A 17,497-nucleotide genomic window follows, 5' to 3' on the forward strand; every position below is an offset into this window, starting at 1 on the left:
CCTGTCGTCGCCGGTCGTCTGGAATCGGATGTCACGACGCGCCTTCCCCGGAGCCCCCGGAGCCGCCTGAGCCCTCGGAGCCGCCGGAGCCGTCTGAGCCCCCCGAGCAGTTGGAGCAGTCGGGGCAGGGCGTGCCGAGGCCTAGGCAGGAGTGCAGGGCCGAACAGAGTCGGGTGTCGAGGAGTTCGCGGTCGATGGGGTCGTCCGACGGAGGAGGTACGAGGGCGAACGGCGCCGCCACCGTGAACAGGACGCCGGCCATGGCCGTCTGGTCCGTGCCTGGCTGCCACGTGATCAGGCGGGCGTGAACCCAGCGCAGCGCCCGCACGTGCAGCGACGTGGCTGGTTCCGCTAGCGCGGCGAGGGAGAGGTCCGGACTGGTCCGGGCGGTCACGCGAGTTACAGGGTGTTCGCGGAGCAGCCGGGCGGCGTACACGATCTGCGCTGTCACCTGGCAGGGCGGCGGCAGCGTGGCCCCCGCGTTGCTCGCCAGGAACAGCAGACGGTCCAGCTCCGCCTCACACGCTTCTCGGACCAGCACCTGGGTGTCCGGCCAGTTTCGGTAGAGGAACTGACGGTTAGTGGCGGCCCGACGCGCGATCTGTGCGGTGGGCGGGCGGCGCGGCCCGTGCTCAGCCAGTGTGTCGAGCACGGCCCGATAGACGGTGACCGTTGCTGGTGGCGCGTGGAAATTCATGTGCGCAGCCTGCCGTGACTGCGGCGGGCCCACGCCTGGATCGCCCATCGCTCACCCGAGAGATTATGTGGGCGCGGAAATGTGACAGTCAGGGGTGGGAGTGTCACATTTCTGAGGGGCATCGAGGAGGCGGCCCGGACGGGGGGACCGCGTCCGGGGCTTGTGACGCCCGCACAGGAGAATAGGGCGCGCAGAATGTGACAGTAAGGGGGCGAAGTGTCACATCTTCGGGGGGAGGTTGTTGAGGAGGGCGGTCCAGGCTTCGACGGGGGCGGTGAGGGCGGGGCCGCCGGGTTCCTGGGAGTCGCGGATTTGGAGGCTTCCGGTGGTGGTCATCGTTCTTCTCCGGCCAACCGCTCGATGAGGCTCAGCGATTCGTTGGGGCTCAGAGCCTGCGCCCGGATCTCCGCATAGCGGTGCGCCAGTTGGCACCCTATAGCGGTGCGCTAGTTGGCACCCTGTTCATCGGCGTTCATCGGCGTTCATCGGCGTTCATCGGCGCTTGAGAGGCGAGGCGCACGCGGGGCGGTCCGGCTGGTCCGGCAGGTGGCTCAGCCGCTCCTGCCGGGTCAGGTCGCGGCCGACCGCGCGGCAGATCCGCCGGATCGCCCCGGACGGCGTGGGCAGGTCGGTGCGCCACAGGCGGGCCGTCGTGTCTTCGCCACCGGTGGCCAGGGTCCGCCCGTCGGGGCTGAACGCGAGGGTGCGCACGGGGCCGGTGTGCCCGGTGAGGCGGGCGCGGAGATGGCCTGTGGCCGTGTCCCACAGCCGGACCGAGCTGTCGGCGCCGCTGCCGGCGAGGGTGCGCCCGTCGTGGCTGAAGGCCACCGCGAGGACCTGCCCGGTGCGGTCGGTGAGGGTGGCGCGGGTGCGCCCTGTGGCCGCGTCCCACAGGCGTACCGAACCGTCGTCGCTGCCCGCGGCCACCGTGCGCCCATCAGGGCTGACGGCGACCGCGCCGACCGCGTCGGACGGCCCGGCGAGGGTGGTGCGCCGCTCGCCGCTGCGGACGTCCCACAGCCGCACCGACCCGTCGGTGCTGCCGGTGGCGAGGGTCCGCCCGTCCCGGCTGAAGCTCAGCGCGAGGACCGCCCCGCGGTGGTCGAGTACGGTCCTGGCCCGGCCCGCGGCCACGCCCCACAGCCGGACCGTGCGCTGGTCCGTGACGACGGCGAGGGTCCGGCGGTCCGGGCTGATGGCCGCTGCAACGACGGCCTCGGCGCTGTCGACGGACGTGCTGCGGGGCCTGCCGGTGGCCACGTCCCACCGCCGTACCCGCTGGGTGTCGTTGACCGTCGTCAGGGTGCGCAGGTCGCGGCTGAACGAGACCGCGAGGACCGGCCCGGTGCGGTCGGTGAGGGTGGCGCGCGTGCGGCCTGTGGCCGTGTTCCACAGCCGTAGGCTCCCGTCGGTGCCGCCGGTCGCCAGGATCCGCCCGTCGGGGCTGTAGGCCACGAGGGCGACCGCGCCCCGGGCCGTGAGCGTGGTGTGCGGGGTGCGCGGCGCCGTGTCCCACAGCCGCACCGTCCTGTCGTAGCCGCTGGTGGCGAGGGTGTGCCCGTCCGGCCCGAAGGCGACCCCGGAGACGGCGGCGGTGTGGCCGGTGAGCACGGTCCGGAGGCGGCCGGTGGCCGGGTTCCACAGGCGGACGGTCCGGTCGGCGCCGCCGGTGGCCAGGGTGCGTCCGTCCCGGCTGAAGGCGGCGGCGGAGACCTCGCCCGTGTGCCCCGTCAGGACGGCCCGCGTCCGCCGCCCCGCCACGTCCCACAGCCGTACGGTCCGGTCGTAGCCGGTGCTGGCCAGGGTGCGCCCGTCGCGGCTGAAGGCGACGGCGGAGACCTCGCCGGCGTGGCCTCGCAGGGTGGCGCGCGGCTTGCCGGTGGCCGGGTTCCACAGGCGGACGGTCCGGTCGGCGCCGCTGGTGGCGAGGGTGTGCCCTCCGCGGTCGAAGGCGACACCGGAGACCTCGCCCTTGTGGCCGGTGAGGGTGGCGCGGGTCCTGCCCGTCGCCGTGTCCGAGAGGCGTACGGTGCCGTCGTCGCTGCCCGTCGCGAGAGTGCGGCCGTCGGGGCTGAACGCGAGCGTGAAGACGGCGTCGGTGTGGCGGGGCAGGGCCCGGCGGACGGTGCCGGCGGCGGTGTCCCACAGTCGGACGCGGGTGTCGCCGCTGGCGGCGAGGGTGCGTCCGTCGGGGCTGAACGCCACGGAGTAGACGTCGCCCGCGTCGCTGCCGAGGTCGGCGCGCAGGCGGCCGGTGGCCGTGTCCCACAGGCGTACGGCGCCGTCGTAGCCGCTGGTGGCGAGGGTGTGCCCGCCGGGGCTGAGCGCGACCGAGAGGACCGGGCCCCCGGCGGGGGTGAAGCGGCGGCGCAGGGGCAGCTCGGCGGCGGCGTAGAGGCTGCCCGCGGCCTCCGGGGTGGGGGCCGTGCGATGGGCCCGCACGGCGAGCAGCGAGGCCAGGTCGGGGTCGCTGCCCCGCAGCGCGGCGGACTGCGCGGCGAGCTGGCGTGACTGGGCCACGCGCTGCGCGGCGCGGGCCCGGTCACGCTCCCGTTCGCTGTCGCGGCTCTGCTGCCAGGCGACAAGGGTGGCGGCGAGGACGAGGGCGAGCAGCACGGACAGGGCCAGGGTGGAGCGGCGAAGGCGGCGCGTGACGCGGGCAGCCGCGCTCCGCTCCTGGTCGCGGGCGGCGGTGCTCGCGGTCAGGAAGTCCCGTTCCAGGGCGGTGAGTTCGGGGTGCGTGTGGGCCTGGGGGAAGTGCTCGTCGGCGGTGGCGAGGCGGGTGCCCCGGTACAGGGCGCCGGCGTCGCGGCCGAGTTCTCGCCAGGCCTCCGCGGCCTCGGTGAGGCGGCGGTGGCAGCGCAGCCGTTCGCGGTCCTCGCTGATCCAGTCGCGCAGCCGGGGCCAGCCGGTGATGACGGCCTCGTGGGTCAGGTCTGCGGTGTCGTGGTCGAGCGTGACCAGGCGGGCTCTGGCGAGCCGGTCGAGGACGCGGGCGGTGGGGGTGTCCGCCCCCGGGCCGCCGCCGGTCACGCCGTCCAGCTCGGCCAGGCGCACCGGCCGCCGCGTGTCGGGCACGCCGTCGCCGGGCGTGATCAGGCGGAGCAGGATGCGGCGCGCCAGTTCCCGCTCCTCGGGCGGCAGCCTGGTGTACAGGTCCTCGGCGGTGCGGGCGAGTGCTCCTGTGACCCGGCCGGACGCCTCGTACGCGGCCACCGTCAGGGTGCGGCCCTGGCGGCGGCGCCAGGTCTCCAGGAGCGCGTGGGAGGTCAGGGGGAGACAGCCCGGCTCGTCCAGGGTCTCCTCGATGAGCCGGGCGGTGAGGGCGCGTTCCACGATGAGGCCGTGCGCGGCGGCCGGTCTGATGATGGCCTCGCGCAGTTCGGCGGGGCTCATCGGGACGACCGGCAGGCTCGCCTCGCGGATCGCCTCGGCGAGTTCGCGGTGCTGGAGGCAGCGGTCGTAGAAATCGGCGCGCACCCCGAGGACCACCCGCAGGCGCCCCTCGGGGGCGCGGGCGGACATCAGGCGGTCGATGAACTCCTCCCGCTCGCCCGGGTCGTGGCAGAGCGTGAAGGCCTCCTCGAACTGGTCGACCACAAGCCAGGTGTCGCCGTCGCCCGGTGCCGGGGTGAAGAGCCGCTCGTGGGCGCGTACGGGCCGGGGGCCGGGGGTGAGGACGCGGATCGCGGCGGGCCGGGGCGCCGGGGGCGCGGGCTCCCGCAGCCGGGGGATGAGGCCGGCGCGCAACAGCGACGACTTGCCGCTGCCGGAGGGGCCGAAGACGGTCGTGACGCGGTGTTCGGCGGCGAGAGCGACGAGTTCACCGGTGAGCCGGTCGCGGCCGAAGAAGCGCGCCTGGTCCCCGGTGTCGAAGCGCGCGAGCCCGCGGTAGGGCGGATCCGCGTCCTGGGCGTCGTCGTGGTGCCGGTGCGCGGACTCCTCGGCGCGGGCCTCGCGCCAGCGCCGCTCCCACCGGCCGGGGTCGCCGCCGCAGGCCTTCACATAGGCGAGCGTGACCGGGAGCGAGGGCAGTTTCTCGCCCGCGACGGCGTGGGAGAGCGTGGTGGCGGAGTACGCGCAGTCGGCGGCCATGGCCCGGTAGGTGGGTGAGCCCGCCTCGTGGCGCAGCGCCCGCAACTCGTGTGCGAACCGTTCCACCGGCCCCGCGGCCGGGTCGATCGGCTTCTCGCGACGTCCCACGGCCCGCCCTCCCCGTGTGCCTCCGTCCGTGCGTGACGGGGACCCACCCAACCCCGCCGTCCGGTCCCGCGGAAGCCGCGTGCGAGCCAAAACCGGTTTTGTCCCGGGGCACGGACAGGGGGTGCGGGACAAACCCGCGGCGGGTTGGAATCACCGGGGTGGCAGGGACCGCCGCCCGACCGACGGGGGGCGGGCGGCGGTCCGGTCCCGTGGTCCGCGGGGTCAGCCCTTGGTGTAGGTGAGGGCCTTGCCGCCGTCGGTGTTGACCCGGTGGAGTTCACCGCTCGGCAGGATGCTGACGACGCTGGGGGCGCCCGGTTCGCAGGTGCGGGCCGGGCCCACGGTGACCTGGGTCCCGGAGATCTGCAGCTCGCTGTCGGACGCGGAGGTCAGGGTGCCCTGGAACACGCAGTGGTAGGTGCCGCCGCCCTTGAGCGGGCCGTCGGCGGTCAGCGACAGGACGGTGTCGCCCACGTCGCCCTGCTGGATGGTCAGGCGGCGGGTGCTGGTGCCGGCCTCGCCGGACACGGTGCCGTTCCAGGTGCCGAGGAACTTGGCCGGCACGGTCTCGCCGTCGTCGGAGTCGTCGGAGTCGTCGGTCTCGTCGGAAGTGGACGGGGTCGGCGATGTGGGCCCCGCGGAGTCGGACGGGGTGCCCGGCGTCTTGGGGGCGGCGCTGTCCCGGCCCTTGCCGTCGCCGTGCGCCTTCGGGTCGCCTTCGCCCTTCATCACCGCGTACACGGTGCCGCCCGCGCCGAGAGCCACTATGAGGGCCACGACGACGAGCAGTGCCGTGGACCGGCCGCTGCGGCGCGGCGGGTCCAGCGGCGGCGGCCCGTAGGGGGGCGTGCCGGTGCCGGTGCCGTACGGGCCCTGCGGGTGCGGGTATCCGTAGGCGGCGGGACCGGCGGGCCCCGCGGGCTGGTGGGGGTAGGCGTAGGCGGGGGTGTGAGCCGGCGGGGGCGCGGGCGCCGTGGCGGGTGCGGCCGCGGGCATCGGCGCGGGGGGCGCTCCGCTGACCATGGTCGGAAGCCGGTCGACGGAGCCCTGCCCGGGCACGCCGGGCGGGGGCGGGGCGTCCGGCTGGGCGGGGGTGCCCGGCGGGGCGGCGGGCGGGGGTGGCGTGGCCTCGGGGGCCGGGCCTTCGGGCGATGGGGCCTCGGCCTCGGCCTCGGGGTCCTCGAACTCCAGCAACTGCACCGCGTGCCGCCCCAGTTGGGCGACCAGGGCCCCGGGCAGCCATGGCTCCCGGGACTTGCCCTCGAAGACCGTGTCCTCCGCCCCTGTCCGGTCGAGCACCTCGTCGAGGGACGGCCGGTCGCCCGGCGCCTTGGCCAGGCAGTCCTTGACGAGGTCGCGCAGCGACTCCGGCACCGGCTCCAGGTCCGGCTCCTCCTGGGCGATGCGGAACATCAGCGCGTGCACACCGCTGTTGGCCGTGCCGAAGGGCAGCGCGCCCGTCGCGGCGTACGCGAGCACGGACCCCAGGCAGAAGACGTCCGCCGCCTCGGTGACGCGGTCGCCGCGCACCTGCTCGGGCGCCATGAACCCCGGAGATCCGACGAGTGCCCCGGTGCGGGTGAGGCCGCCGTCGGTGACCGTCTCCAGGGCCCTGGCTATGCCGAAGTCGATGACGCGCGGCCCGTCGATGGTCACCAGGACGTTGGACGGCTTGAGGTCGCGGTGGATGAGCCCGGCGGCGTGGATGTCCTTCAGGGCGTTCGCGAGCCCGGCGGCGAGGATCTTCACGGAGCGCTCGGGCAGCGGGCCGTGGTCGTGCGAGACGACGGTTTGCAGCGAGGGCCCGGCGACGTACCCGGTGGCGACCCAGGGGATCGCGGCCTCCGTGTCGGCGTCGAGCACCGGTGCCGTCCACGCGCCGCCGACGCGCCGCGCGGCCTGCACCTCCTGCCGGAAGCGGTTGCGGAACTCCTCCTGCGCGGCCAGCTCCTCGCGCACCAGCTTGACGGCGACCGTGCGGTTCCGGCCGGAACGCGCCAGGTACACCTGCCCCATGCCGCCCGCGCCGAGCCGTGCGAGCAGGCGGTAGGCGCCTATCCGCTGCGGTTCCCCCGGGCCCAGTTTCTCCATGGCCATCGCGGCGCCGTCCTCCCCCAGTTCCAGCCACTTTCCGGCGGCCACTGTGCGTGTACCGCCGTGCAACAGACCGAGGATAGTGCGGGGTGGACAGGGGCGCCCCGGGCTTACCTCTACGGTTGCGTAACGGCCGACTCCAGCCGTGCGAGGGCGTCCGAAAGCTGCTCGAGCGCCTGCGCGGTCCGGGCGAACTGTTCCGGCCCGAGCGCGTCTTCGAGCCGGGCGGCGAGGTCCGCGTGGCCCGGCTCGATCCGCGCGACGGCCGCGCGCCCCTCGGCGGTGGGGCGCAGGAGCTTGGCGCGGCGGTGGGCGGGGTTCGGCACGTACTCGGCGAGGCCGTCGCGCACCAGGAGGTCGGCGACGCGCTGCACGCTTTGCCGGGTGATGCCCATGGCGCGGGCGACGCCGGCCACCGGCAGGGGCTCGCGCAGGACGGCGCCGAGCACCTGCCACCAGGCGGCGGTGAGCCCGGCGGGCCGGGCCAGTTCCTCGGAGAGGGCGAGGAACTGGCCGTTGAGCCGGAAGACGCCGAGCGCGGTGCGGCTGAGCAGCTCCTGGGCGGCGGGGCCGCCGCCGTGCGGGGAAGTCATGAGTTCAGGGTCTCGTACGCGGCCGGGTCCGAGTCGTGGAAGAGCCGGTACCAGGCGTCGAGCCGCTCGCCCTCGAACGCGCCCATGCGCCCCAGGACCTCGCGCGCGAACGCGACGGGCTCGGTGGGCCCCGCCGTGATCAGGTCGCCGTCGGTGACGGCGTCGGACTCGACGTACCGGTCCGCGCCCTTGTACCCGGTCGCGTCCAGGTACATCGGTACGGCGCTGGTGTGGGCGCGCTCGTCCAGCAGCCCCTCGCGGGCGAGGCCCGCCGTGGCCCCGCAGATCGCGGCGACCGGCACGCCCGCGTCGAGGAACGCGCGGGCGGCGCGGGCGAACGGCGCGAGGCTGTCCCCGGTGTCCCACAGGTCGGCCCCGGGCAGGATGAGCAGCTCGCTGTCCTCGGGGCGCAGCGCGTCGAGCGTGAGGTCGGGCTCGACGCGGACGCCGCCGACGCTGGTGACGGGGTCGGTGGTCACGGCGACCGTGCGGACGGTGTGGCCGGTGCGGGCGAGGAACGCGGTGGCGTACCCGGTCTCCCAGTCGGCGAGCGTGTCGTAAACGGCGAGGTGAACGGCCTTGCTCATGTCGGCCTTGCTCATGACGGCCTTGCTCATTTCGGCCTTGCTCATGGTGACCTCCAGTGCCGGTCTCCCGGCTGCTCCGCCCCGGGCCCGTGCCCGAGTGGGTATGGCAGTAGACTGTCATTACGACAACACACTGTCAATAGGCCTTAACGCTCACCAGGAGCCCCCTTAACCCGCCTCCCCCTAGCGTCCGGCGCATGGACCCGCAGACACTCGCCGCCCACCTGGGCCTCGACCTCCTGGCCGTCTCGCTGCTGACCTTCGCCGTCTTCTATCCGCGCCACCACCGGCGCGAGCTGGTGCCCGCGTATCTGGCCCTGAACGTCGCGCTGTTCGCTGTCGTCGCGGCCCTGTCGGAGGCCAAGGGCGGCGGACTCGCGCTCGGCTTCGGGCTCTTCGGGGTGCTCTCGATCGTCCGGCTCCGCTCCGACGCCGTACGGCACCAGGAGGTCGCGTACTACTTCACGACGCTCGTCCTCGGCCTCCTGTGCGGCCTCCCCGGCCTGTCGCTGCCGCTGGGCGCGGGCCTCGCGGCGGTGCTGCTGCTCGTGATGTACGTCGCCGACCATCCGCGCCTGTACGCCCGCGACCGCCGCGCGGTCGTCACCCTCGACGCCGTGTACCGCGAGGAGGACGCCCTGCGCGCCGAGTTGGAGCGCCGCGTCGGGCAGCCGCTCGGCTGGACCGTCCACGAGGTGGACTTCGTCCGCGACCTGATGGTCCTGGAAGTCCGCTTCCGGCAGCCGGAACTCACGGAGGGCTCCCGTTCGTTCACGCGGCGGGCGCGTGCCAGTGCGCGTACGCGTACGACGTCAGGACCGGCCGCACGCCTCAGCAAGGAGCCCGCGTGAACCCTGCCCTTCGTGCCCTGAGCCGCGCCGCGCTCGCCGCGCACCCCGTCTCGCTCCCGGAGCTGAACGCCCGCGCGGAGCTGCTCGCCCGCTACGACCACGGCTATCTGGTCCCCGTCGAGGTCTTCGAGGACTTCGCGGCGCTGCTCACCGACCCGCGCCGGCGCGGCGGCCCCTTCCGCGCCCTGAGCATCGGGGGCCGCCGCAGCTTCGGCTATCACTCGACGTACTACGACACCCCGGCCCTCGGCACCTTCCACGACCACCGCCAGGGCCGCAGGCTGCGCTATCGGATACGGGAGCGGCTCTATCAGGACAGCGGGGAGCGGCAGTTCGAGATCAAGCTGAAGACCGGCCGTGGCGAGACCGTCAAGCACCGCCAGCGCATGGAGGGTGACGCGCACGCGCTGGACGACACCCGGCGCGGCTTCCTCGCCGGAGTCCTGCGCGGGTCGTACGGCGTGGAGGCGCCGGACTCCCTGACGCCCTCCCTGGTCACGGACTACCGGCGGGCGACGTTCGTGGCCGACGGCCAGCGGATCACGTGCGACGCCGCCCTCGTCGTGCGGGACGTGGCGACGGGCAGGACGGCGGCGGCCGACAGCGGGCTCGTCCTCGTCGAGACGAAGACGCGCGGCAAGCTGACGGAGGCGGACCGCGTCCTGCACCGGTACGGCCTGCGGGCCGCGGAGTTCACCAAGTACTGCGGCGGCCTCGCGGCGGTGCGCCCGGAGTTGGGGGTCAACCGCTGGGCGCGGGCGGTGCGGGTCGCGTTCCCGCGGGCGGCGGGCGGTCAGGGCGCTCCGCGCGGTCCTGGGGGCGCGCCGGACGGGGAAAGCTGAGCGTGACGCGGGTCGGGCGGCGCTCGACGGTGAACGAGCCGCCCGCGTCCTGAGCCGTGCGCCGGGCGATGTCAAGGCCGAGGCCCGTCGAGCCGCCACCGCTCGTCCCGCGCGCGGCGGCCCGGGCGCAGGAGTCGGGGAAGCCGGGCCCGTCGTCGCTGACGGTGAGGCACGCGCGGCCGTCGGGTCCGGCGGTGACGGCGACGCGGTAGGCGGTGCCCTGGGGCGTGTGGTCGAGGACGTTGCCGATCAACGCGTCGAGGCAGGCGGCGAGTTCGTCGTACGGGACGGGCACGGCCAGGCCGCCCTCCGGCGTGTCGACGGCCGCGCGCCGCCCCTGGTCCTCGGCCAGCGGCTGCCAGAACGCGGCGCGTTCCCGGGCCACGACCGCCAGATCCGCGCCCGGGGCGGCGCGCAGCGGGCGGCGGGCCTTGCGGATGACGTCGTCGACGCTGCGTTCCAGGGCGTCGACGTCCGCCGCGATGCGCCGGGCCTCCTCCGGGTCCCGCAGCGTCTCCGCGTCGAGCCGCAGCGCGGCCACCGGGGTGCGCAGGCGGTGGGCGAGGTCGGCGGCGTTCTCGCGTGCGGTGACGCGCTCGGCGGTGAGCAGGTCGTCGATGCGGGCCGCGAGCCCGTTCAGCTCGGCGGCGACGAGCCGCAGCTCCGGCGGGCCCGCGGGGGCGGCCCGGGCCGACAGGTCCCCGGCGGCCAGGCGGTCGGCGGTCCGGGCCAGGCCCCGCGTCGCGCCCACGAGGCGGGCCCCGAGCCGGTCGGCGAGCAGCAGGCCGAGCAGGACGAGCCCGACGCCGATCCCGGCGAGGACGAGCCACGAGGTCAGCGTCCCGGCGTACAACTGCCGCTCGGTGAGCGTGACTTGCACCACGGCGGTGCCGTCGGCCGCGCCGTGCACGGGGACGAGCACCTGACGGCCGCCGGAGGAGGGCTCGTAGGTGAACGCACGGCCGGTGCGGGCGAGCCGGACGGCGTCGGTGACCTCAGCGGGGCCGGGTCCGACGGTGGCGTCGCTGCCCAGGATCAACGAAGTGCGGGGCAGCCCTGGCCCGTTGACGCTCTCTACGGTCTGCTCGGCGGCCGGCCGCTCCTTCCTGGACGAGAGGGCGGGCCCGATGGCATGCGCCACCCACTGCGCCCGCGCGGTGGCCTCGGCGGTGGCACGGTCGGCGGCGTGGCTGCGGGTGAGCAGCGTGAGCGGCACGAGCAGGGCGGTGAGGACGAGGGCGGTGGTGGCAGCGGTGAGCAGAAGCAGACGACGGCGCATGGCGGGCCCTACGACGGCTCGGGGGAGTGCTCGGGCGGGGGCTCCGGGGTGGTGAGTTTGACGCCCACCGTGCGGACGGTGTGCAGATAGCGCGGGGCCTGCGCGGTCTCGCCGAGCTTTCTGCGCAGCCACGACAGATGGACGTCGACGGTCTTGTCGGCGCCGCCGAGCGGCTGGTGCCAGACCTCGGCGAGGAGTTCGCGCCGCGACACGACCTGGCCCGCGCGCCGGGCCAGATGGGCGAGCAGGTCGAACTCGCGGGGCGTGAGGTCCACGGCCCTGCCGTCCAGCGTCACCTCGCGCGCGGCCGGGTCCACGGTGAGGCCGCCCACGCGCAGCGGCTCCTCGGCCGCGCCCGCGCCGAGCCGCCGCAGGACCGCCTTGACGCGGGCGTCCAACTGGGCGGCGCCGAACGGCTTCACGATGTAGTCGTCCGCCCCGTCGCCCAGGGCCGCCACCATCTCCGGCTCCTCGTCGCGCGCGGTCGCCACGATGACCGGTACGTCGCTGACGGCACGCAGCATCCGCAGCACCCGCGCCCCGTCCACGTCCGGAAGCCCCAGGTCGAGCACCACCAGGTCCGGCGGGTGCGTCACGGCCGCGTCGAGCCCCGCCATGCCCGTCGGCGCGGTCACCACGGCGTGCCCCTTGTCCCGCAGGGCCCGCAGCAGGGCGTCGCGCAGCTGGGGGTCGTCCTCCACGACGAGAAGATGGGCCATGGGGCCACGGTAGCCAGGAGTTCGGGCCTGGTTCACCATCGGTTTCCCGCTGACCTGGCCGAGCTGTCCGAAGGCCCGGCCCTTAACCCGCCGTTAGGGAACGGCGGGAGAGGCTGGACGGATGCGGAAGTGGTGGAGCGCCGCGGGCACGGTGGCGTGGGTGGCGGTCGGCACGGCCGCGGGGGCGCTCGGCGCGTGGCAGCTGGCGAGCGCGGACGGCGGGGGCGCCGCGCACAGCCGCCCGCTGGACGAGGGGGCGGTGCGCAGGGCGCTGGCGGCGGAGGGGCCTTCCCGGGCCCGGCCTTCTGAGACGGGGCCTTCCCGGGCGGGGCCCTCCCCGGCGGGACCTTCCTCGGCAGGGCCTTCGCGGGAAGCGCCTTCCCCGGCAGGGCCCTCCCGTACCCCGGCTTCGCGCCCGGCCACGCCCCCCGCGCCCGGCCCCGCGCGGTCCACGGTCCGCTTCACCGGGGGAACGGCCACGGTGGAGTGCCGCCCCGGCGGGACGGTGTACCTCGTCTCCTGGAGCCCCGCGGACGGCTACCACTTCGACGAGGACGTGGTGCGAGGGCCGGGGCGGGCGGCCCGGATCGAGGCGGAGCCCAGCGACGACGACACAGACGACACAGACGGCGTCGAGGGTGCCGACGACGCCGACGACGCCGGGGACCTGACCTACGACATCACCTGCTGGGACGGCCGCCCCCGGGCGCAACGGGCCCCGGACGACTGAGGCGGCCCCGGACGCGGGCGACAGGGTGTCGCGTTATGCGGCGGTCGCCAGACACCGCGCCCATGGTCCGGGCGCATTCCGGACACCTACCCTCGCCCCCATGACCCCTCAGCCCAACCCCCAGCTCGGCGCAGCGGTCGCCGCAACCGACCGCGCGCACGTCTTCCACTCCTGGTCGGCCCAGGAACTGATCACCCCGCTCGCGGTGGCCGGCGCGGACGGCTCGTACTTCTGGGACTACGAGGGCAACCGGTACCTCGACTTCACCAGCGGCCTCGTCTACACGAACATCGGCTACCAGCACCCCAAGGTCGTCGCGGCGATCCAGGAGCAGGCGGGGAAGCTCGCCACGTTCGCCCCCGCGTTCGCGATCGAGGCCCGTTCGGAGGCGGCCCGGCTCATCGCCGAGCGCACCCCGGGCGACCTGGACAAGATCTTCTTCACCAACGGGGGCGCCGAGGCCGTCGAGAACGCCACCCGCATGGCCCGGCTGCACACGGGCCGCCCCAAGGTGCTCTCGGCGTACCGCTCGTACCACGGAGCCACCGCCGCCGCGATCAACCTCACGGGCGACCCGCGCCGCTGGCCGTCCGACACCGCCTCGGCGGGCGTCGTGCACTTCTGGGCGCCCTTCCTCTACCGGTCGCCGTTCTACGCCGAGAACGAGACCCAGGAGTGCGAGCGGGCCCTGACGCACCTGGAGGACACCATCGCCTTCGAGGGGCCCGGGACCATCGCGGCGATCATCCTGGAGACGATCCCCGGCACCGCGGGCATCATGCCCCCGCCGCCCGGCTACCTCGCGGGCGTGCGCGAGCTGTGCGACCGGCACGGCATCGTCCTGATCCTGGACGAGGTCATGGCGGGCTTCGGCCGCACCGGCGCGTGGTTCGCCGTGGACCACTACGACGGCGTCGTACCGGACCTGCTGACCTTCGCCAAGGGCGTGAACTCCGGGTACGTGCCCCTGGGCGGCGTGGCCATCTCCTCGGCCATCGCCGAGACCTTCGCCCGCAGGCCCTACCCGGGCGGCCTCACCTACTCCGGCCACCCGCTGGCCTGCGCCGCCGCCGTCGCCACCCTGGGCGTCATGGCGGACGAGGGCGTCGTCGAGAACGCGGCGCGCGTCGGCGCCGACGTCATCGGCCCCGGCCTGCGCGACCTGGCCGAGCGCCACCCGAGCGTGGGCGAGGTGCGCGGCATGGGCATGTTCTGGGCCCTGGAGCTGGTCAGGGACCGGGAGACCCGGGAGCCGCTCGTCCCCTACAACGCGAGCGGCGAGGCGAACGCCCCCATGGCCGCCTTCGCCGCCGCCGCGAAGGCGAACGGCCTGTGGCCCTTCGTGAACATGAACCGGACCCATGTGGTGCCGCCGTGCACCCTCACGGACGCCGAGGCGAAGGCCGGCCTCGCGGCCCTCGACCGGGCCCTGGACGCCGCCGACGCCCACGTGGCCTGAGCCCCGTGGCCGGGCGTGACTCAGGGGGCGAAACCCCGACCGCGTAGTCTGACGTGCTCGTAAGCGACGACGCCCGCTCCGTCGTCGCGGCGCAGCGCACACGACCACGCAGGGGGAGGCCACCCACCATGCCCGGAGCCGACGGCCCCGCCGTCATCCGCAGCACCCTGCGCCAGCAGATCGCCGACGCCCTGCGCGACGAGATCCTCGCGGGCCGCCTCGTACCGCGACAGGAGTTCACGGTGAAGGAGATAGCCGAGCAGTACGGCGTCTCCGCCACCCCGGTCCGCGAGGCCCTCGTGAACCTCTCCGCGCAGGGCCTCCTGGACTCCGTGCAGCACCGCGGCTTCCGCGTGCACGAGCACTCGCTCGCCGACTACCGCGGCATGATCGAGGCCCGCGGCCTCGTCGCCGACGGCATCTTCCGCGACCTCGCGGTGACGGCGGAGCGCCGCACCGTCCCGCAGGGCGGCTTCGTGTCGGTGCGCCGCCGCGGCGAGGAGGCGGCCCGCGCGGCCGCCGCGGGCGACCTCACCGTCCTCATCGGCTACGACCTGCGCTTCTGGCGCGAGCTGAGCGCCCTCTTCGGCAACGCCTACCTCGCCGACTTCCTGCACCGCCTGCGCGTCAAGTCCTGGGTGTGCGCGGTGCCGCACCTGCGCCGCGAGGCGGAGCGCGGCGGCGATCTGCGCGGCCGCCTGTGGTCGCGCCACACCGACCTGGTGGACGCCGTGTCGCGCCGCGACGCGCCCGCCGCGCACGAGATCGTCGTCGAGTACAACGCGCACTCCCTGGCCTTGATCGAGGCGCTGGCCGCCACGGGCGGGGACGCGGCCCCCGGGGACGCCGGGCGGGCTTCCCGATGACCGCCGTGGACCTCAGCGTCGTCATCCCCGCCTTCAACGAGGAACGCCGGCTCGCGCCCACCCTGGAGGCCGTCCGCGCCTACCTGGACGCGGCCCCGCAGACCCCGGTGTGGGAGCTGATCGTCGTCGACGACGGCTCCACGGACCGCACGGCGGAGATCGCCGCCGAGGCCGTGGCGGCCGACCCCCGCGTCCAGCTGATCCGCTGCGGCAGGAACCGCGGCAAGGGCCACGCCCTGCGCCAGGGCGTCCTCGCCTCCTACGGCCGCCGCGTCCTGGTCACGGACGCCGACCTGGCCGCGCCCATCGAGGAGCTGGAGGCCCTGGAGAAGGCCCTGGCCGACGGTGACGCGGCGGCGGTCGGCTCCCGGGCCCGGCCCGGCGCGACGATCGGCGTGCACCAGCACCGGCTGCGCGAGCTGCTCGGCCGCGGCGGGAACTTCCTGATACGTACGGTCGCCGTGCCCGGGATCCGCGACACCCAGTGCGGGTTCAAGCTGTTCGACGGCGACCGGGCCCGCGCCGCGTTCGCCGCGTCACGGCTGCGCGGCTGGGGCATCGACGTCGAGATCCTGCACCACTTCCGCGCCCAGGGCTGGCCGGTCGCCGAGGTGCCCGTGCGGTGGTCGCACCAGGAGGGCTCCAAGGTGCGGCCCACGGACTACGTCCGCGTCCTGGCCGAGCTGACCGCGCTGCGCGCCCGCGCGCTCCGCCCCGCCGACCTGCTCGTCGCCGCCCTGTTCCTGATCGCCGCGACCGCCCTGTACGCGCGGCGCTGGATCTCCCCCGACACCCGCTACCTCCCGCACGCTCTCCAGGACCAGAACCAGTGGGAGTGGTTCTTCGAGGTCACCGCCCACAACGTCCGGCACCTCGACAACCCCTTGTTCACGACCCTTCAGAACGCCCCGGACGGCGTGAACCTCATGGCCAACACGGTCATGCTCGGCCTGTCCGTCCCGCTGGCCCCCGTGACCTGGGTGTTCGGCCCGGCCGTCAGCCTGAACGTGGCGATGACGCTGGGCCTCGCCGCCACCGCGACCGCCTGGTACCGGCTCCTGCGCAGACGTCTCGTACGCCACCGGGGCGCCGCGGCGGTGGGCGCGGCGCTCGCCGCCTTCGCGCCGCCGATGGTCAGCCACGCGCACGCGCACCCCAACTTCATCGTCCTGTTCATGATCCCGCTGATCATCGACCGGGCGCTGCGCCTGTGCGCGGGCCGTCGCGTCGTACGGGACGGCGTCGTGCTCGGCCTGATGGCGACGTACCAGATCTTCCTCGGCGAGGAGCCGCTGCTGCTGGCGGCGCTGGGGATGGTGCTCTTCACCGTCGCGTACGCGGTGGTGCGCCGCGATGTCGCGCGCGCTGCCTGGCGCCCTCTCGCGCGGGGCGTGGCGATCGGCCTCGGCGTGTGTCTGCCGCTGATCGCCTTCCCGCTGTGGTGGCAGTTCTTCGGGCCGCAGAGCTACAAGAGCGTGCTGCACGGGGACAACGCGGGCAACAGCCCGCTCGCCCTGCTGTCCTTCGCGGAGCGCTCCCTCGCGGGCGACGCGGGGACCGCGGCCTCGCTCTCGATGAACCCGACCGAGCAGAACGCGTTCTACGGCTGGCCGCTGATCACCCTCGCCCTCGTGATCGTGGTGTGGCTGTGGCGGCGCCCGGCGGTGAAGGCCCTGGCGTTCACCGCGGTCGCGGCGGCGTTCCTGTCCCTGGGCCCTGAGTTCCGCATCCCGCTGACGGGCGTGGTCCTGCCGGGGCCGTGGGCCCTGCTCTCCGACCGGCCGCTCTTCGAGTCGGTCATCGAGGGGCGCGTGGCGATGGTGTGCGCTCCGGCGCTCGGCATGCTCGTCGCGCTCGCGATCGAGGCGCTCGTCGAGCGGACACGACGGGCACCGGCCTGGGCGTCGGCGCCGGGCCGCACCCGGGCCGCCGTCCTGCGGTACGGGGGCCTCGCCACCGTCGCCGCCGCGCTGCTGCCCCTCGTACCGCTGCCCCTGAAGGCCGTGGACCGGATCGAGGTCCCGGCGTTCATCGCCGACGGCACCTGGCGGCGGTACGTCGACACGGCCGCGGGGGAGACCCTCGTCCCGGTGCCGCTCCCCGACCCCGGCTACGCGGAGGCGCTGCACTGGCAGACCGCCGCTGACCTGGGCTTCAGGCTCCCCGGCGGGTACTTCAACGGGCCCTGGGGCCCGGACCGCGTCGGCATCTACGGCGCACCGCCCCGCAACACCACCAACCTCCTGCGCGACGTCCGGGCCACAGGCCGGGCCGTACGCGCCACGGACGCCTGGCGGCAGGCCGTCCGCGAGGACCTGCGCTACTGGAACGCGGGCGTCGTCGTGCTCCCCCCGCAGCCCGCCGACGCGGCGCTGCGCAGCACCCTCGACGACCTCCTTGGACAGCGCGGAAAGTGGGTAGACGGGGTGTGGATCTGGGACGTGCAAGGGGGAGCCTGAGCGGGCCCGCTGCCACTACGCTGCGGGAACAACACGCACGGTAGTGAACCCGCGTACGCCTCCGCCCGCCCGTCCACCACCCCGACCGCCCCCCGGGGGGGCCTCCCCCGACCACCCC

Annotated in this window: 14 protein-coding genes; 6 read left to right on the plus strand and 8 right to left on the minus strand. The window is 74.9% G+C overall.

The genetic code is table 11. The features are described from left to right. Window positions 1-31: 31 nt before the first annotated feature. The 6 genes from AC07GB_RS16035 to AC07GB_RS16060 form a co-directional block, all read right to left on the minus strand. On the minus strand, window positions 32-697 hold the full coding sequence (locus tag AC07GB_RS16035; protein ID WP_478845722.1) for a TetR/AcrR family transcriptional regulator: 666 nt from the start codon (window positions 695-697) through the stop codon (window positions 32-34). Window positions 698-916: 219 nt separating this feature from the next. Beyond that, the gene (locus tag AC07GB_RS16040) at window positions 917-1,033 is read right to left on the minus strand and encodes a DUF397 domain-containing protein (RefSeq protein WP_478845724.1); all 117 of its coding nucleotides are present in this window, start codon (window positions 1,031-1,033) and stop codon (window positions 917-919) included. A 156-nt stretch (window positions 1,034-1,189) separates the two neighbouring features. Beyond that, window positions 1,190-4,900: an nSTAND1 domain-containing NTPase gene (locus AC07GB_RS16045; RefSeq protein ID WP_478845726.1), complete on the minus strand. Its 3,711-nt coding sequence runs from the start codon at window positions 4,898-4,900 to the stop codon at window positions 1,190-1,192. A gap of 222 nt (window positions 4,901-5,122) precedes the next feature. Next, entirely contained in the window at window positions 5,123-6,991 is a 1,869-nt protein-coding gene (locus AC07GB_RS16050) for a serine/threonine-protein kinase (RefSeq protein ID WP_478846076.1), read from the minus strand. A 119-nt stretch (window positions 6,992-7,110) separates the two neighbouring features. After that, window positions 7,111-7,587, minus strand: coding sequence for a MarR family winged helix-turn-helix transcriptional regulator (locus tag AC07GB_RS16055; RefSeq protein WP_478845728.1), 477 nt, complete (start codon window positions 7,585-7,587; stop codon window positions 7,111-7,113). Then, the gene (locus AC07GB_RS16060; protein WP_478845730.1) at window positions 7,584-8,219 is read right to left on the minus strand and encodes a DJ-1/PfpI family protein; all 636 of its coding nucleotides are present in this window, start codon (window positions 8,217-8,219) and stop codon (window positions 7,584-7,586) included. The genes AC07GB_RS16055 and AC07GB_RS16060 overlap by 4 nt, the downstream gene beginning before the upstream one ends. Window positions 8,220-8,371: 152 nt before the next feature. Here AC07GB_RS16060 and AC07GB_RS16065 point away from each other — a divergent pair, with 152 nt between their 5' ends. Further along, window positions 8,372-9,025 carry a DUF4956 domain-containing protein gene (locus AC07GB_RS16065; RefSeq protein ID WP_478845732.1) on the plus strand — a complete coding sequence of 218 codons (654 nt, stop codon included), beginning with the start codon at window positions 8,372-8,374 and terminating at the stop codon, window positions 9,023-9,025. After that, a complete protein-coding gene (locus AC07GB_RS16070; RefSeq protein WP_478845734.1) occupies window positions 9,022-9,867 on the plus strand; it encodes a VTC domain-containing protein in 846 nt (281 codons plus the stop codon). The genes AC07GB_RS16065 and AC07GB_RS16070 overlap by 4 nt, the downstream gene beginning before the upstream one ends. On the opposite strand, the gene AC07GB_RS16075 is transcribed toward AC07GB_RS16070, so the two are convergent. After that, on the minus strand, window positions 9,767-11,146 hold the full coding sequence (locus AC07GB_RS16075) for a sensor histidine kinase (RefSeq protein ID WP_478845736.1): 1,380 nt from the start codon (window positions 11,144-11,146) through the stop codon (window positions 9,767-9,769). The two genes, AC07GB_RS16070 and AC07GB_RS16075, sit on opposite strands and share 101 nt — an antisense overlap. A gap of 8 nt (window positions 11,147-11,154) precedes the next feature. After that, on the minus strand, window positions 11,155-11,865 hold the full coding sequence (locus tag AC07GB_RS16080; protein ID WP_478845738.1) for a response regulator transcription factor: 711 nt from the start codon (window positions 11,863-11,865) through the stop codon (window positions 11,155-11,157). Between the two features lie 481 nt (window positions 11,866-12,346). Between AC07GB_RS16080 and AC07GB_RS16085 the strand changes: the two genes are divergently transcribed. The 4 genes from AC07GB_RS16085 (at window position 12,347) to AC07GB_RS16100 (ending at window position 17,379) form a co-directional block, all read left to right on the plus strand. Beyond that, the gene (locus tag AC07GB_RS16085) at window positions 12,347-12,595 is read left to right on the plus strand and encodes a hypothetical protein (RefSeq protein WP_478845740.1); all 249 of its coding nucleotides are present in this window, start codon (window positions 12,347-12,349) and stop codon (window positions 12,593-12,595) included. Between the two features lie 100 nt (window positions 12,596-12,695). Then, window positions 12,696-14,054: an aminotransferase class III-fold pyridoxal phosphate-dependent enzyme gene (locus tag AC07GB_RS16090; RefSeq protein ID WP_478845742.1), complete on the plus strand. Its 1,359-nt coding sequence runs from the start codon at window positions 12,696-12,698 to the stop codon at window positions 14,052-14,054. A 128-nt stretch (window positions 14,055-14,182) separates the two neighbouring features. Then, window positions 14,183-14,920, plus strand: a complete 738-nt coding sequence (locus AC07GB_RS16095; protein WP_478845744.1) for a GntR family transcriptional regulator — start codon at window positions 14,183-14,185, stop codon at window positions 14,918-14,920. Continuing rightward, window positions 14,917-17,379, plus strand: coding sequence for a glycosyltransferase (locus tag AC07GB_RS16100; protein WP_478845746.1), 2,463 nt, complete (start codon window positions 14,917-14,919; stop codon window positions 17,377-17,379). Before AC07GB_RS16095 ends, AC07GB_RS16100 begins: the two co-directional genes overlap by 4 nt. Window positions 17,380-17,497: the final 118 nt, after the last annotated feature.

This window comes from Streptomyces sp. NPDC045778, assembly GCF_056431945.1.

Coding starts and splice junctions, on each gene's coding strand:
- AC07GB_RS16060 (WP_478845730.1), bottom strand. CDS start 8,219: ATGAGCAAGGCCGAAATGAGCAAGGCCGTCATGAGCAAGGCCGACATG.
- AC07GB_RS16035 (WP_478845722.1), bottom strand. CDS start 697: ATGAATTTCCACGCGCCACCAGCAACGGTCACCGTCTATCGGGCCGTG.
- AC07GB_RS16100 (WP_478845746.1), top strand. CDS start 14,917: ATGACCGCCGTGGACCTCAGCGTCGTCATCCCCGCCTTCAACGAGGAA.
- AC07GB_RS16075 (WP_478845736.1), bottom strand. CDS start 11,146: ATGCGCCGTCGTCTGCTTCTGCTCACCGCTGCCACCACCGCCCTCGTC.
- AC07GB_RS16050 (WP_478846076.1), bottom strand. CDS start 6,991: ATGGAGAAACTGGGCCCGGGGGAACCGCAGCGGATAGGCGCCTACCGC.
- AC07GB_RS16065 (WP_478845732.1), top strand. CDS start 8,372: ATGGACCCGCAGACACTCGCCGCCCACCTGGGCCTCGACCTCCTGGCC.
- AC07GB_RS16095 (WP_478845744.1), top strand. CDS start 14,183: ATGCCCGGAGCCGACGGCCCCGCCGTCATCCGCAGCACCCTGCGCCAG.
- AC07GB_RS16090 (WP_478845742.1), top strand. CDS start 12,696: ATGACCCCTCAGCCCAACCCCCAGCTCGGCGCAGCGGTCGCCGCAACC.
- AC07GB_RS16080 (WP_478845738.1), bottom strand. CDS start 11,865: ATGGCCCATCTTCTCGTCGTGGAGGACGACCCCCAGCTGCGCGACGCC.
- AC07GB_RS16040 (WP_478845724.1), bottom strand. CDS start 1,033: ATGACCACCACCGGAAGCCTCCAAATCCGCGACTCCCAGGAACCCGGC.
- AC07GB_RS16055 (WP_478845728.1), bottom strand. CDS start 7,587: ATGACTTCCCCGCACGGCGGCGGCCCCGCCGCCCAGGAGCTGCTCAGC.